Source organism: Pseudomonas sp., assembly GCF_041601375.1.
Classification (GTDB): Bacteria; Pseudomonadota; Gammaproteobacteria; order Pseudomonadales; family Pseudomonadaceae; genus Aquipseudomonas.
This window is the reverse complement of record NZ_JBFIIG010000009.1, coordinates 14546-30357: the sequence shown is the minus strand read 5'-3', so window position 1 is coordinate 30357 and position 15812 is coordinate 14546. Positions and strand designations below refer to the sequence as shown.

The following is a 15812-nucleotide window of genomic DNA, read 5'->3' as shown; positions in this document are numbered from 1 at the left end:
GCTTCATGGGGCGGTTCTCTCGCGCGTTAGTGTTATGGGAATGAAGGTGCGGGGTCGAGCTGGGGCTGCAGCCGGCAGTAGAGGCCCTCGAAGCAGTCCTCGCCGCTGAACAGGCGCTCCAGCTCGGCCGGTACTCGCGGCCGGCTGAACCAGTAGCCCTGGGCCAGGCGACAGCCTTCGGCGCGCAGGAAGTCGAGGTGTTCGCTGCGCTCCACGCCCTCGGCCACCACCTCCAGGCCAAGGCTCAGGCCCAGGCCGATGATGGCGCGGCTGATCAGCTGCGAGTCGCCAGTCGCGGAGGTACCGCTGATGAACGTCTTGTCGACCTTGAGAATGTGCAACGGAAAGCGTTTGAGGTAGCCGAGCGAGGAGTAGCCTGTACCGAAATCGTCCAGCGCCAACTGGATACCCAGGCTGGCCAGTTCACGCAGGCAGGCCAGGGTCTGGGCACTGTCTTCCATCAGCTGGCTTTCGGTGATTTCCAGCACCAGGCTGGCCGGCGGCAGGCCGCTCTCGCGCAGGATATCGGCGACCCGCGCGGCAAAGTCGGCCTGTTGCAATTGCCGGATCGACAGGTTGACCGAGCAACGCAACCCAGCCTGGCCAGCCAGTTGCCAGTGGCGCACCTGCACGCAGGCCTGGCGCAGCACCCAGTCACCGACCGCCAGTATCCCTCCGGACTCTTCCAGGCAGGGAATGAACTCCAGCGGGGCAACCGCCTGACCCTTGTGCTGCCAGCGCAACAGCGCTTCCACGGCCACAAGGGCGGGATGCTCCTGCTCCAGCTGGCAGATGGGCTGATAGACCAGGCTGAATTCGTCCCTGGCCAGCGCACGGCTTAGGGCGCTCTGCAGTTCCAGCTGATGCTGGGCCTGGGCCTGCATTTCGGCGCTGTAGCGGGCGAACTGCGCCTTGCCGGCGGCCTTGGCGCGGTACAGGGCAAGGTCGGCGGCTTGCAGCGAATCGAGACCGGCGTTTCCCTCTCTGAGGGCGGCGATGCCGATGCTGATGCTGACCACCAGCTGGTGCTCCTGCACCTGCAGCGGCGGCTGCAGGCTGTCCAGCATGCGCTGGGCCACCCGCTCGGCATCGGCGATGCAGGCGAGATCGTCGAGCAGGACCACGAACTCGTCGCCGCCGAAACGGCTCAGGTGATCGCCGGGACGTAGGCAATGGCCGAGGCGGCGCGCCACCTCCACCAGCACATGGTCGCCGATATGATGACCGAGGCTGTCGTTGATCAGCTTGAAACGGTCCAGGTCGATGAACAGCAGGGCCGCCTCGCGCGCACCGGCCCGGCCCTGACGTTGCATGGCCTGAGCCAGCAGCTCGGTCAGGCGCTCGCGGTTGGCCAGGCCGGTGAGCGAGTCGTGGCGGGCGGCGTGCTGCAGTTGCTCCTGGGCGGCGCGGCGCTGGCTGATATCGGTCTGCGAGCCGGCCATGCGCCGCTGGCCCTGAGCGAATTGCTCGGCGACGCCGCGCACCAGCACCCACAGGTAGCTGCCGTTCTGCCGGCGGATGCGGTACTCGTGGTGCAGCGAAGCCGTGCTGCCCTGCAGGTGGGCGTCTATGGCCCGGCGCAGGCCGCCGAGGTCGTCCGGATGGACGCGGGCGAACCAGCCGGCGCTGCCGCTGCCGAGCTGGTCGCGGTGCAGCTCGAGCATGCCCGCCCAGCGCTCGGAGAGGTACAGCTGGTCGTGATCGACATGCCAGTCCCAGAGCCCGTCGTTGGCACCGCGCAGGGCGCGGGCGAAGCGCGCCTCGCTGTCTTCCAGGGCCTTGCGTTGCGCGGCGCTGTAGGTGTCCAGGGCCAGGCCGATGTCGAAGAACACCGCCTTCAGCAGGCTGGCGAAGCCGGCGCTGGCCGGGTGCTCGCCGAGCAGGCCGTCGAGCATCTCGGCCAGGTACAGGCGGTAGGCGCCCAGGTACCACTTGAGGTCGACGCCGATCTTCTGGTGGACCCAGCCGATGCGCAGGCGGTCGAGCACGTAACTCTGATCGTAGGGGCCATTCCACAGGCGCTGGTAGTAATCGCCCTGGCTGTGCTTGAGGCGGCTGATGGTGGCCGGGTCGTTGACGATGGCGGCGGTCGCCGGGAACTCGCCGAGGCGCCGGTAGAGCTGCTCGAGGAAGCCGGAGTGGGCCGGCTGCAGCCCAGCGCCGTGGCGGCTGAGCTGCTCGACATCGGCGGCGCTCCAGTCGAGAAAGCGCAGACGCTGGATGATTTCTTCGCGGTCGAGGCCGACGTGCTGGAGCAGTTCCTGGAATTCTTGTTCGTTGCCCATGGGGAGTCCTTTACATTTCGCAGCGCAAAAAAAAGCGCCGAGGCGAGTCATCTGCAGCAAATGACTAACCTCGGCGCTCTGTCTTGCAGGTCCATATGCCCTGCCCGGCAAAGCTGGTTTGCGCCGAAGCGAAAAACCACTACTAAAGTGTGGTTTTACCCGATTCGGGATTGTCCGACAAGTCCTCCAGCATGCGGTTCAGGCGTTTACGCAGCTGCGCCAGTTGCGCCGACTTGAAGGCATGCCGGGTCTGTTCCAGCACCTCCACCGCATCGCTGAGCAGGGCCAGTACTGCACCGGTCTGGTGCGGCGGCAGTGCCTGCAACCAATGGCAGCCTGGGGCCTGGCTGCAGTCGCGCGGCTGACCGAGCACTTCGCAGCCTGGCGCCTGGGCCTGGAGTATTTGCCGTACCCGATTGGCGCATTGCGCTTTGGGCAGGGTCACGAGCAGGCGGGTCTGGATCATGGCGACAACTCAGTGGCTAATTGCCATCAAGGCTAGCGCGCCTGGCCCGCGTTGCTATTGACTGGGATCAGTGTCGTGCGGGCTTGTACCTGGTTAGCCGATTCCCCGCTAGAAGTGCATTGTTCAGTGAAAATTCTGTCCGAAGGGTTAGACTTTCTGGCTTGCGGCGCCACCCACGAGCTTTGCGCAGCGCAACGACAATAATCAGAAAAGGAGCACTCCCATGAAAGGCAAATCCCTGGCATGGGCCCTGTCGGCGGCACTCGCGGCTATCACCCTGAGTGGCGCGGTACAGGCCGAAGAACAAGTCGTCACCATCGGCACCGGCGGTCAGACCGGGATCTACTACGTGGCGGGGCAGGCGATCTGCCGCTTCGTCAACCGTGGCGCCCACGGCATCAAGTGCAACGCCCCGGTCAGTGGCGGCGGCGTGGCCAACGTCAATGGCCTGCGCAGCGGCGAGTTCAACTTCGGCATCATGCAGTCGGACCACCAGTTCAAGGCGCTCAACGGGCTAGCGCCGTTCGACGGCGAGGGTGCGATGGACGATATCCGTGCGCTGTTTTCCTTGCAGAGCGAGGTGTTCACCATCCTCGCCCGCCACGACGCCAAGGTCGCCAGCTTCGACGACCTCAAGGGCAAGCGCGTCAACGTCGGCAACCCGGGTTCCGGGCAGCGCGACACCCTCGAGGAAATCTTGCGGGTCAAGGGCTGGGAGATGTCGGTGTTTGCCCTGTCCAGCGAGCTCAAGCCGGCCGAGCAGGCTAGCGCCCTGGGCGACAATAACATCGACGCCATGAGCTACTTCGTCGGCCACCCCAATGGCGCGATCCAGGAGGCCACCACCATCACCGCCGCGGTGCTGGTGCCGGTAGCCGGACCCGAGATCGACCAGCTGCTGGCCGAAAAAACCTACTACACCAAGGCCGAAATCCCCGGCGGCCTGTACCGCGGCAACGATGCGGCGATCCCCTCGATTGGCGTCAAGGCCGTGCTCTCCACCACCGCTCAGGTCGACCCGGAAGTGGTCTACCAGCTGGTCAAGGCGGTGTTCGACAACCTCGAGCGGTTCAAGCGCCTGCACCCGACCTTTGCCGATCTCAAGGAAGCCGAGATGATCGAGGCCGGCCTGACCGCGCCGCTGCATGACGGCGCCGTGCGTTACTACAAGGAACGTGGCTGGATGTAAGCCTGGTCCGTAGCCCGGGGATGCCTGGGCGCGATCCGGGGAATGCTGCCCGGATTGCGCGGGCCAAGGAGCTGATGTGGCTTTCTGCTGTTCGCCCTGGTGGCCTACTCGCCGCCCACTTCCTCCGCGTGCAGCGCACCGGTGTCCCTGGACTCCAGCACCACGTAGGCGCTGCTGCAGAACAGCGAGTTGAGGCGTTTCATGTCGCCGATCAGCTCCAGGTGCAGCGAGCTGGTTTCGATGCTCTGCACCACCTGGCGATGCAGGCGGCCGACGTGGGCGTGGGCCAGGCGGCGCTCCTGGGCGCGGAAGCGGCGTTTCTCTCGCAGCAGCTGGCGAGCGCTCTCGGCATCGCCGGAGAGGAATACCGACAGGCCCAGGCGCAGGTTGGCCATCAGCTGCCCGTGCAGGCTGGCCAGCTCCTCCAGGCCGCTGTCGGAGAACGAATGGCGCTGGGCGGTCTTCTGGTCCTGCACCTTGCCGAGCATGCGTTCGATGATGTCGCCGGCCTGCTCCAGGTTGACCGCCAGTTCGATGATCTCCGCCCAGCGTCGGTTGTCCTGTTCGCTGAGCGACTCGCGCGGTACCTGGGCCAGGTACAGCTTGACCGCGCCGTACAGCGCGTCGACGTCGTCGTCCAGGCGGCGCAGTTCCTTGCTCAGCGCCGGCTGGTTGCTGCGCAGCACTTCCAGCAGGTGGCGCAGCATGGTCTCGATCAGGTCGCCGATGCGCAGGGTTTCGCGCACCGCGTTGGCCAGCGCCAGGCCCGGAGTGCCCAGCGCCGTGGGGTCGAGGTGGCGCGGGCGGGCGACGCCGCTGGCCTCGGGGCGGTCCGGCAGCAGCCAGTTGCAGAAGCGCGCCATCGGCCCGACCGTGGGCAGCATCAGTACGCAGCGCAGGCTGTTGTAGAGCAGGTGGAAAGCGATCACCAGTTCCGCCGGACGCCACTCGAGGCTGTCCAGCCAGCTCACCAGCGGGTTGAGCAGGGGGATCACCACAATCAGGCCGATCAGCTTGTACAGCAGGCTGCCGAGGGCCACCCGGCGCCCTGCCGGGGTCTGCAGGCTGGCGGTCAGGAAGGCCAGCAGGCCGCTGCCGATGTTCGCACCTATCACCAGGCCGATGGCCACCGGCAGGCTGATCAGGCCGGCGCCGGCCAGGGTCGCGGTGAGCAGCACGGCCGCCAGACTGGAGTAGGAAATCAGGGCGAACAGGGCGCCGATCAGGGCATCGAGCAGCAGGTCGCCGGTCAGCGAGGCGAACAGCACCTTGATCCCCTGGGCCTGGGTGATAGGCGTGGCGGCGGCGACGATCAGCTCCAGGGCCAACAGGATCAGGCCCAGGCCGATGCCCACCCGGCCAAGCTGGCCAGCGCGGGTTTGCCGGCGGGAGAGGAAGAAGATCACCCCGAGAAAAATCAGCAGCGGCGACAGCCAGCTCAGGTCCAGGGTCAGCACCCGCGCCATCAGCGCCGTGCCGACGTCGGCGCCGAGCATGATCGCCAGCGCCGGTGGCAGTGCCATCAGGCCCTGGCCGACGAAGGAGGTGACCAGCAGCGCGGTGGCGTTGCTGCTCTGCACCAGGGCAGTGACGCCGATACCGGCGGCGAACGCCAGGGGCCGCTTGCTGACGTTGTGGCTGAGCACCTGGCGCAGTTGCGAGCCGTATACCCGAAGGATGCCGGTGCGGACGATGTGGGTCCCCCAGATCAGCAGGGCGACAGCAGAGAGTAGATTGAGCAGGGTCAGCATCGTGCATCTCCCTGACAGGGGCGCCCACGCGCGGGCAGCCAATGGATGTGGAGCAGGTTACCCGTGACGCCGGGCCCGGGTCGATAGCGTCGGCCCAGGATCGAATAGTTTTTACCGGGCCTGTCTTAAGCTGTAGTCGGCGATTGGCCTTCGCGCCAGCCGCCGAGGGCGGGGCGGCGGCTCAGTCGGGCAGGCGTTCGGCCAGTTGAAGCAGGCTAGCGACCTGCACATCCGGCTCGATGCCCCAGAGATCGAATTGGGCTTGTTCGCTGCGTCTGACCCAGGCGCTGCACAGGCCGGCGTGGCTTGCACCGAGCACGTCGAAGGGGTTGCTGGAGACCAGCCAGGTCGTTTCGGCGGCGCTGCCGGTGCGGCTCAGCAGGTGCTGGTAAACCTGCGGCGCCGGCTTGAAGCTGCGGACTGCCTCGACGCTGACGATTTCCTCGAAGAAGTCCGCCAGACCGGCCTGTTCGAGCAGGGCGCCGACTGCCGCCTGGCTGCCATTGGAGAAGGCATACAGGCGAATCCCGCGTTGCTGCAGGGCGAGCAGGCCAGGGGCGCTGTCGGCGAAGGCCGGCAGTTGGCTCCAGGCATCCAGCAAGCCTTGTTGCGCCGCGGCGTCGAACGGGGCCTGGGTCTGCGCGCAGACAAAAGCCAGGGCCTCACGGGTGCACTGGGCAAAATCCACGTAGGCGCCCATCAGGCCACGGCGGAAGCTGTACTCCAGCTGTTTGTCGCGCCAGCTCTGGTAGAACACCTCGGCGCGCTCGCCGAGGGTCGTGCGCAGTTGTCGGGTTACGTCGCTGGGGTCGATCAGGGTGCCGTAAACATCGAAGGCAAGGGTGGGCATTGCGATCTCCTCATTGGACTGCTGGGCGACAGGGTGGCAGAAGCGCGCCCTGCCGACACTTGCACCTAAGTGGCATGGCTCGAGTCCTTGAGCTTGCCATCCTTGCACTCGGGCGACACTGGCTGTCGCCCCGCGCGGCCAGACTGGTTAACCTAGCGCTTCGCAACGGATGCAGTGCCCACCATGCTCAATCTCTATCACGCCCCTGACCTGGAAACCCTCGGTGAACTGGCGACTACGCTGCTCGCCCAGCCGCTGCAAGAGCCCTTCGCCCCGGCGTTGGTAGTGGTGCCGAGTCAGGGCATGGGCCGTTGGCTGACCCTGGAACTGGCGCGCAAGCAGGGCATCGCCATGCAGCTCGAGGTGCAGTTGCCAGCCAAGTTCGTCTGGGACCTGTCGCGCCTGGTACTGGGCCAGTTGCCGGAACAGTCGGCGTTCGCCCCGACCACCCTGGCCTGGCGCCTGTATGACTGGTTGTGCGAGCCGGTCAACCTGGCCGAGGCCCCGCGTCTGGCGCATTACCTCGAGGGTGGCGACGAGCGTCGCCGCCTGTCGCTGGCCAGCAAGATCGCCGACGTATTCGACCAATACCTGCTGTATCGCGACGACTGGCTGGCCGCCTGGGAGCGCAACGAGCTGCTCGACCTGGGGCCGGACGAAGCCTGGCAGGCGCTGCTCTGGCGCGAGCTGACCCGCGATGGCCATCCGCATCGCGCGCGTCTGCTCGACGAGCTGCTGCGCCGCCTGTACGACGATACGGCCATCGCCGATCTGCCCGAACGCCTGCTGGTGTTCGGCATCAGCAGCCTGCCGACCCACCACCTGCGCGTGCTCGAAGGCCTGGCGCGGCACACCGAGGTGGTGATCTTCGCCCTCAACCCGTGCCGCGAGGCCTGGGGCGAGATTCGCGATATCCGCGAGCTGGCCCGGCAGCCCGAGCTGAGCCCCGATGACTGGTACCTGGACGTTGGCCATCCGCTGCTGGCGAGTCTGGGCAAGCAGGGCCGCGACTTCTTCGACAGCCTGTTCTCTCTGGCTTCGGCCGAAGGCAGCCAGGAAATCGGCCTCTATTCCGAGGATGGCGACCTGCACGATGCCAGCCTGTTGCAGGCGCTGCAGAACGACATCCTGCGCCTGCGCACCCGCCAGACCGACGAGCGCCTGGTCTTGCGCGAGGACGACCGCTCGCTGGAGCTGCATATCGCCCACTCGCCGCTGCGCGAAGTGGAAATCCTGCATGACCAGTTGCTCGCGCGTTTTGCCGCCGAGCCCGAGCTGACCCCGGACCAGGTGGTGGTGCTGACCCCGGATATCGAGCGCTATGCGCCCTATATCGAGGCGATTTTCGCCGGGCGAAGCGGCGTCTCGCGGCCGGCCGGCCCCCGGATGGCCGCCCCACGGATGGCCGCCCCGCGCATTCCCTTCAGCCTGGCCGACCGCAGCCTGCGTGCGGAAATCCCGCTGATCGAGGCCTTCCTCAACCTGCTCGCCCTGCCCGACAGCCGCTTCGCCGCCGAGGAAATCCTCGCCTGGCTGGAGCAGCCGGCGATCGCCCGCCGCGCCGGTATCGAAGCCGAGGACCTGACGCTGCTGCGCGACTGGCTGCGCGAGGCCGGCGTGCGCTGGGGCCGCGACGGTGCGCATCGCCAGCAACTGGGTCTGCCGGCCGACAGCGCCTTTACCTGGCGCCAGGGTCTGGATCGCCTGCTCCTGGGCTTCGCCGCGCCGCCACAACTGGCCAGCGACCAGGCCCCCTTGCTTGGCGACAGCTGGCCGCTGGATGCCCTGGAAGGTGGTCGCGCACAGTTGCTCGGGCGCCTGGTCGCCTTCGTCGAGCGCCTGGCCGCCCTGGCGCAGAGCCTGCAACGCCCACGCAGCCTGAGTGCATGGGCCGAGACCCTGTTGCAGCTGGTCGACGACCTGTTCGACGAGCGCGAGGCCGGCGACACCCTGTTATTGCTCTCCAGAGCCTGCGCGGCGCTGCAGGATCAGGCGCTGGCATCCGGCATCGAGCGACCGCTGGAGCTGGCTCTGATCCGCCAGCAACTGACAGCGGCGCTGGAGCAGGGTGGTGGCGCCTCGGGCTTTCTCACCGGCGCGGTGACCTTCTGCACCATGGTGCCGATGCGCAGCCTGCCGTTCCGCCTGGTCTGCCTGCTCGGCCTGGATGACGGCGCCCTGCCAAGGCGCACCCCGGCCGCCGGCTTCGACCTGATCGGCCAGAAACCCCGGCGTGGCGACCGCGCCCGGCGCCTCGACGATCGTTACCTGCTGCTCGAGACCCTGCTCTCGGCGCGTGGCGGCCTGTACCTCAGCTACGTAGGCCGCGACCCGCGCAGTAACGCCGAACTGCCGCCCTCGGTGCTGGTCAGCGAACTGCTGGATGTCATCGACCTCACCGCGGTCTGCGCCGATCCACAGACGCAAACCGCCAGCGCCCACATCACCCACCAGCATCCACTGCAGCCTTTCGCCGCCGGCAACTTCGCCGGTGGCGCCCAGGCCGGTTTCGCCGCGCCCTGGTTCCACGCCGCCCAGCGCCTGAGCGAGGTGGTCGAAGCGCCGCAGCCCTTCGCCAGCACCCTGGCCGCGCCGGACGGCGATCAGCTGACCCTGGAGCCCAGCCAGCTGATCCACTGCTTCAAGCACCCGGCGCGCTACCTGCTGGAACAGCGCCTCGGCCTGCGCCTGGCGCAGAGCGAGGAAGCCCTGGCCGGCGACGAACCCTTCAGCGTCGAATGGACCAGTCAGCACGGCCTGCGCCAACTGGCGCTGCGGGCCGTCGAGCAAGGCTGGAGCGAACGGGAGGAGCGCAGCGTGGCCGCCGCCTCCGGCTGGTTGCCGGTGGGCGAACTGGGCCAGGCCCACTGGGGGCAGATTCGCGGCCCGATCCGCGCCTTCGCCCCGACCCTGTTCGACGAGCGCCCGAGTGATGCGCCGCAACCGCTGCTGGTGGATATCCAGCTGGCCGGTGTGCGCATCCACGGCTGGCTCGACGGCGTCAGCGCCAGCGGCCTGTTCGACTACCGCCTGCGCGACCTCGGCGCCTGGGAGCTGGCGCCGTTCTGGCTGCGCCACCTGCTGCTCAACTGCGCCGCCACCCCCGGCATCGCCCGCGACAGCCGCCTGCTGTCGCCGAAAAGCGAATGGCGCCTGGGCCCGCTGGCCAATCCGCTGCAACTGCTCGAACCCTGGCTCGATGCCTACCAGAGCGCACTGTGCGAACCGCTGCCGGTGCTGGCCAAGTGCAGTTATGGCTTCGCCAGCAAATGGCGCAAGCCCGGACGCAAGGAGCCGCTCGACGCCGCGCGCAGCGAAGCGCGGGTGATGTGGCAAGGCAACGACTACATGAGCGGCGAAGGCCAGGACCCCTGGAATGCCCTGGCTTTCCGCGACCGCGAGCCGCTCGACGAGCGCTTCGAGGCCCTGGCCGAACAACTCTATGGCCCGGCGCTGGATGCCCTGCGCGACAGTGACGAGGATCAGGCATGACGAGCGCACCGCTGGACCTGCTGCACGACAGCTTCGCCGGCCGCTCGCTGATCGAGGCCAGCGCCGGCACCGGCAAGACCTGGACCCTCACCGCGCTGTACGCCCGCCTGCTGCTGGAGAAACGGCTCAACGTCAGCCAGATCCTGGTGGTGACCTTCACCACCGCGGCCACCGCCGAATTGCGCGAGCGCATTCGCCTGCGCCTGGCCGAGTTGCTGGCGGTCTACGACAACGGTCCGGGCGCGGATGAGCTGCTCAATCGGCTGCACGCGCAATACCCGGATGCCGCCAGTCATCGCCGTCTGCTGTTGGCGGTGCACGGCTTCGATGAGGCGGCGATCTTCACCATCCACGGCTTCTGCCAGCGTGCGCTGCAGGACGCCGCGTTCGAGGCCGGCGGTGACTTCGACAACGAGCTGACCCACGACGACCGCGAGATTCTCGACGCCCTGCTCGCCGACCTCTGGCGCCATGAACTGGCCGCCGCCGAGCCGGAGTGGGCGGCCTTTCTGGTGCAGCACAAATTGACCCCGCAGGGCCTGCGCCAGCGCCTGCGCAACCACCTGGGCAAGCCCTACCTGCGCATCGAGCCGCAGCCCGGGGCCAGCAGCGAGATGAGCGCCCTGCGCAATGCCTGGCAGCACGCCCGGGACTGCTGGCAGCGTGACAGTGGCGCCTGGCTGGAGCAGCTCAAGGCGTTCGACGGCTTCAAGAGCAATATGTGCAACCCGCTCAAGCTCGGCGCCTGGCAGGCCGAGCTGGACGGCTACTTCAGCGATGCCGCCGCGCTGTTCAGCAAGACCGAGGCGCACCAGCGCCTGGCCCGTGACGGCCTGGCCAAGGCCAGCAAGAAAGGCAGCAGTGCGCCGGACAGTGCGCTGGCCGATGCCCTGCAAGGCCTGTGCGAGGCCCTGCAGACCGCGCAGCCCGAAGCCGAGCAGCGCCTGATCGACCTGCAGGTACGCCTGATCGGCCAGCTCAACGAACAACTGCCGCAGCGCAAGGCCGCCCAGCGCCTGCTGGCCTTCGACGACCTGCTCAACAAGCTGCAGCAGGGCCTCTACGGCGAGGGTGGCGAGCACCTGGCCGGCACCCTGCGCGAGCAGTACCCGGTGGCGCTGATCGACGAGTTCCAGGATACCGATCCGGTGCAGTACCAGGTGTTCCGGCGCATCTACGAAAACCAGGGCGACCTGTGTTTCGTCGGTGATCCCAAGCAGGCGATCTATGCCTTTCGCGGCGCCGATCTGGCCACCTACCTCAAGGCCCGCGACGAGGCGGCGCGCCAGTACAGCCTGGCCACCAACCACCGTTCCACCCCCGAGCTGATCGCCGCGCTCAACCAGTTGTTCGACCGACCCATGCCCTTCGCCGAACCGGGCCTGAGCTATCCGCAAGTCGGTGCCAGCTCGCGGGCGCGGGCGCAATTGGTGCTGCCCCTAATCGATGTTGAGCAGGACGCGCCAGTGGCGCTGGTCTGGCTGGATGACGATTACCTTGGCAAGGGTGAAGCCGGCAGCCTGGTGGCCCGCGACACGGCCCGGCGCATCGCCGCCTTGCTGGCGGCGAGCAGCTGCGGTGAGGCCTATTTCGAGGAACCGGGCGAGCGCACTCCGCTCAAGGGCGGCGATATCGCCGTGCTGGTCGCCAGCCACCGCCAGGCGGGAGAAGTCGCCGCCGAGCTGGCGGCGCGCGGGGTGCCCAGCGTGCGCCGCGGCAAGGAAAACGTCTGGCACAGCGAAGAGGCCGGTGAGCTGGACGCGGTGCTGGCCGCCTATGCCGAACCGGGCCGCGAAGGCGCGCTGCGCTATGCCCTGGCCAGCCGTCTGCTCGGGCGCAGCGCGGCCGATCTGGCCGCCTGCCAGGACGACGCCCAGGCCTGGGATAGCGAACGCGAAGCCGCCGAACGCTACCACCAGCTCTGGCAGCAACAAGGTTTCATGCGCGCCTTCCGCGCCTGGCTGGACGAGCAGCAGGTGGCGCCACGGCTGCTCGCCCTGGTCGATGGCGAACGCCGCCTGACCAACCTGCTGCACCTGGCCGAACTGCTGCAGAGCGAGAGCCTGCAACGCCCCGGCCTGGAACAGCTGCTGAGCTGGTTCAACGCCCAGCGCAGCGCCGAGAGCCACGGCGAAGAAGCCCTGCTGCGCCTGGAAAGCGATGCCGAACGGGTGCAGATCGTCACCATCCACACCTCCAAGGGCCTGGAATACCCGCTGGTGTTCTGCCCCTACCTGTGGGACGGGGCGCTGCTGCGCCAGAGCGAAGACATCACCTGCCACGCCGACGACGGCGCACCGTTGCTCGATCTGGGTGGCGCTGACTTCGATACGCACCGCGAGCGCGCCCGCCATGAGCGCTTCGCCGAGCGCCTGCGCCTGACCTATGTGGCCCTGACCCGTGCCCGCGACCGTCTCTGGTTGCACTGGGGGCCGGTGGACTGCAAACCGAAGAAGGACGGCACGCTCAGCGAGGCCGGCTTGCACAGCAGTGCCCTGGCCTGGCTGCTGCACGGTCGCCAGTTGCCCGGCGCGGATGCCCTGGGCGAGCTCGCCGGCCATCTGCAAGCGCTCAGCCCCAGCGGCCTGCGCGGCGAAATCGACCAGCTGGCGGGCGCCAGCCACGGCCATATGGTCGTGCAAGCGCTGCGCGAGAGCGAAGCCAGCGCCGCCGGTGAACGCCGCGCGCCGGCGCCCCGGCAGCTGGACAGCATGAACCGCAGCCTGCACAGCGCCTGGCGCATCGGCAGCTTCTCCGGCCTGGCTTCCGGCATGCACATGGAGGCGCCGGACCGCGACGGCCTGGTGCTGCCCGCCGCCAGCGAGCCGGGTAGTGGCTTCTTCGCCTTCCCCCGCGGCGCCCGCGCCGGCACCTGCTTGCACGCGATCCTGGAAGACTGGGCGCGCGGCAAGGCGCCGTTGGCCGAGCTGATCGAGCCGGCGCTGCGCGGTCATGGCATCAGCAGCGACTGGCGCGAGGTGGCGCTGAGCCAGTTGCAGCTGGTGATCGACAGCGAGCTCGATGGCGCCGGCCTGACCCTGGCCAGCCTGCAGTCGGCGCGGCGCCTGCCGGAGCTGGGCTTCACCTTCCCGGTGGCCAACCTCGACCTGCAGCGCCTGCGCGCCATCCTCACCGATCCGGCCTTTGGGCTGGCCGCGCCGATGCGCGAAGCGGCCGCCCGCTTGGAGTTCGACAGCCTCAAGGGTTTCCTCAAGGGCTTCATCGACCTGACCTTCGAGCATGACGGGCGCTGGTATATTGCCGACTACAAATCCAACTGGCTCGGCCCGGACGCCAGCTACTATGGCGGCGAACGCCTGCTCCAGGCCCTGGCCGGTGAGCACTACTACCTGCAATACCTGATCTACCTGGTGGCGCTGAGGCGCTTCCTGCGTCAGCGTCTGGCCGACTTCGACGGCAGCCAACTGGGCGGCGCCTACTACCTGTTCCTGCGCGGCATGCCCGGCGCCGGGGTGTACTTTTCGCGTCCGCAGGATGGCTTGCTGGATGCGCTGGACCGGCTGTTCGAGGAGGGCAAATGATGCTGCTTCGTAGCCCGGATGCAATCCCGGGGCGGTCTTCGCGATGCCTGAAAAAATCCCCGGATTGCATCCGGGCTACGGGATCACCAGCGCCGGGTAGGAGCGGTCTTGACCGCGATCCAGGCGCCGCCGGAACATCGCGGCCAAGGCCGCTCCTACATTCGACAGCGACCAATTGGGTAGGGTGGATGACGCTCTTTTCATCCACCATCGTGATCGGTGGATGGATAAAACGCCATCCACCCTACGGGAGTGGTCGATGAACCTCGCCGACCTGCCCTTCGGCCCCCTCGAGCGCGCCCTGGTCGACAGCCTGCGGCGTCTCGATCCGGCCGCCGAGCCGCTGGTGCTGGTCTCGGCGGCGCTGCTCTGCGCGGCGCTGGATAACGGCGACGTCTGTCTGCCGCTGGCGCGTCGCGCCGGGCAGCGACCCTGGGCGGACCATGCGTTCTGTCTGCCGGCCCTGGCCGAGTGGCAGGCGCAACTGCAGGCCTCCTCGCTGGTCGGTGGCGACGGCGACTTCAGCCCGCTGATCCTCGACCACGGGCGGCTCTATCTGGCGCGCTACCAGGCCTACGAGCGCCAGCTTGCCGAGCAGCTACTCAGCCGTGCGGCCGATCTGCCGACGGTAGACGAGGCCCAGCTAGGCGCAAGCCTGACCCGCCTGTTCGCCTTCAATACGCAACAGCCCGACTGGCAGCGCCTGGCCGCGGCCCAGGCGGTAAGGCGTAAGCTGGCGGTGATCTCCGGCGGCCCGGGCACCGGCAAGACCACCACAGTGGTGCGCCTGCTCGCCGCGCTACTCGAACAACCCGGCGCCGAGCGAATGGCCATCGGACTGGCCGCGCCCACCGGCAAGGCGGCGGCGCGCATGGCCGAGGCGATCCGCAATGCCAAGTCGGCACTGCCGGTCAGCGCGGCGGTCAAGGCGGCGCTGCCGGAAGAGGCGCGCACCTTGCACCGCCTGCTCGGCAGCCGCGGCGACAGCCCGCAGGTGCGCCACAACGCGGCCAATCCACTGGCCTTGGACGTGCTGGTGGTCGACGAAGCCTCGATGGTCGACCTGGCGCTGATGGCCAAGCTGGTCGAGGCCCTGCCGCCCAGCGCACGGCTGATCCTGCTCGGGGACAAGGACCAGCTCTGTGCGGTGGAAGCCGGCGCGGTGTTCGCCGAACTCTGCGAGGGCCGCGGCTTCGACGGCCAGGCGGCCGCCGAGCTGCAACGCATCACCGGTCAGCAGGTAGCGGTCGCCCAGCCGACATCACGTCTGGGCGATGCCGTGGTGCTGCTGACGCACAGCCACCGTTTTGCCGGCGACAGCGGTATCGGCGAGCTGGCGCGGCGGATCAACGGCGGCGACGTCAGCGGTACCCTGAAGTTGCTCAAGGAACAGCGCAGCGACCTGGCCTGGAATGCCCAGCCGACGCCGGCCGATTTGCTCGAGCGGCTGGACCGGGGCTATGCACCCTTTCTCGCCGCGGCGAAAAGCGCCGACCCACAGGCGGCCTTCGCCGCCTTCAACGAGTTCCGTGCCCTCTGCGCCCAGCGCGAAGGCGCCTGGGGCGTGGCCGGGATCAACGAAGCGCTGGAAGCGCGGGTAAAAAGGCGCAGCCAGGTCGCCAGCCGCGAACGCTGGTACGTCGGTCGCCCGGTGATGGTGCGGCAGAACGACTACGCCCTCGGCCTGTTCAACGGCGATATCGGCATCTGCCTGCACAGCGAACACGGCCTGCGGGTGTTCTTCGAAAGCGAAGAGGGTTTCCGTCCCTTCGCCCCGGCACGCCTGCCCAGCCATGACAGCGCCTTCGCCATGACCGTGCACAAGAGCCAGGGCTCGGAGTTCAGCGAAGTGCTGCTGGTGCTGCCCGAGCAACCCAGCCCGCTGCTGAGCCGCAGCCTGTTCTACACCGGCATCACCCGCGCCAAACACAAAGTGGAGATCTGGGGCCTGCCGGCGCGCCTGGGCGAGGCGGTGGCCACCCGCGCCGAGCGCGCGGCGGGCCTGGCCGGGCGTTTGGCCGTCGACTCGACCACCCAGACCGGGTCTGTAGCGCCGCCCGACAGCGGCGCCGATCACGCTCAACTGCCGCTGTTCTAGCTGCCTTTGTAGGATGGCGTTGAGCGCAGCGATACCCATGCTGGCGATCGATGGGTATCGCTGCGCTCAAGCCTACGCGGCCCGCACCATCCTACCCTGTGCCCATAGCCGGCAGTCGTGGCCCGAGTCCGGCCAATCA

The 15812-nt window shown here is 68.1% G+C and carries 8 protein-coding genes; 4 read left to right on the top strand and 4 right to left on the bottom strand.

Annotation, left to right across the window (positions count from 1 at the left end; genetic code table 11):
* Positions 1–32: 32 nt before the first annotated feature.
* Complete coding sequence (locus tag ABZE94_RS02690) at positions 33–2285, bottom strand: EAL domain-containing protein (RefSeq protein ID WP_372873989.1); 2253 nt, start codon at positions 2283–2285, stop codon at positions 33–35.
* 142 nt (positions 2286–2427) lie between these two features.
* A complete protein-coding gene (locus ABZE94_RS02685; RefSeq protein ID WP_372873988.1) occupies positions 2428–2751 on the bottom strand; it encodes a hypothetical protein in 324 nt (107 codons plus the stop codon).
* A gap of 223 nt (positions 2752–2974) precedes the next feature.
* Between ABZE94_RS02685 and ABZE94_RS02680 the strand changes: the two genes are divergently transcribed.
* Positions 2975–3940 (top strand): TAXI family TRAP transporter solute-binding subunit, encoded by a 966-nt coding sequence (locus ABZE94_RS02680; RefSeq protein WP_372873987.1) that lies wholly within the window; start codon positions 2975–2977, stop codon positions 3938–3940.
* Positions 3941–4044: 104 nt separating this feature from the next.
* Here ABZE94_RS02680 and ABZE94_RS02675 read toward each other — a convergent pair whose 3' ends face one another.
* Together ABZE94_RS02675 and ABZE94_RS02670 are read right to left on the bottom strand one after the other, a co-directional pair.
* A complete protein-coding gene (locus tag ABZE94_RS02675) occupies positions 4045–5691 on the bottom strand; it encodes a Na/Pi cotransporter family protein (protein WP_372873986.1) in 1647 nt (548 codons plus the stop codon).
* 181 nt (positions 5692–5872) lie between these two features.
* Positions 5873–6541 carry a haloacid dehalogenase type II gene (locus tag ABZE94_RS02670; protein ID WP_372873985.1) on the bottom strand — a complete coding sequence of 223 codons (669 nt, stop codon included), beginning with the start codon at positions 6539–6541 and terminating at the stop codon, positions 5873–5875.
* 183 nt (positions 6542–6724) lie between these two features.
* Between ABZE94_RS02670 and recC the strand changes: the two genes are divergently transcribed.
* The 3 genes from recC to recD all read left to right on the top strand — a co-directional run bounded on the left by recC (position 6725) and on the right by recD (position 15673).
* Entirely contained in the window at positions 6725–10033 is a 3309-nt protein-coding gene (gene recC, locus ABZE94_RS02665; protein ID WP_372873984.1) for an exodeoxyribonuclease V subunit gamma, read from the top strand.
* Complete coding sequence (recB, locus tag ABZE94_RS02660; protein WP_372873983.1) at positions 10030–13575, top strand: exodeoxyribonuclease V subunit beta; 3546 nt, start codon at positions 10030–10032, stop codon at positions 13573–13575. Before recC ends, recB begins: the two co-directional genes overlap by 4 nt.
* 259 nt (positions 13576–13834) lie before the next feature.
* Positions 13835–15673 carry an exodeoxyribonuclease V subunit alpha gene (recD, locus tag ABZE94_RS02655; protein ID WP_372873982.1) on the top strand — a complete coding sequence of 613 codons (1839 nt, stop codon included), beginning with the start codon at positions 13835–13837 and terminating at the stop codon, positions 15671–15673.
* Positions 15674–15812: the final 139 nt, after the last annotated feature.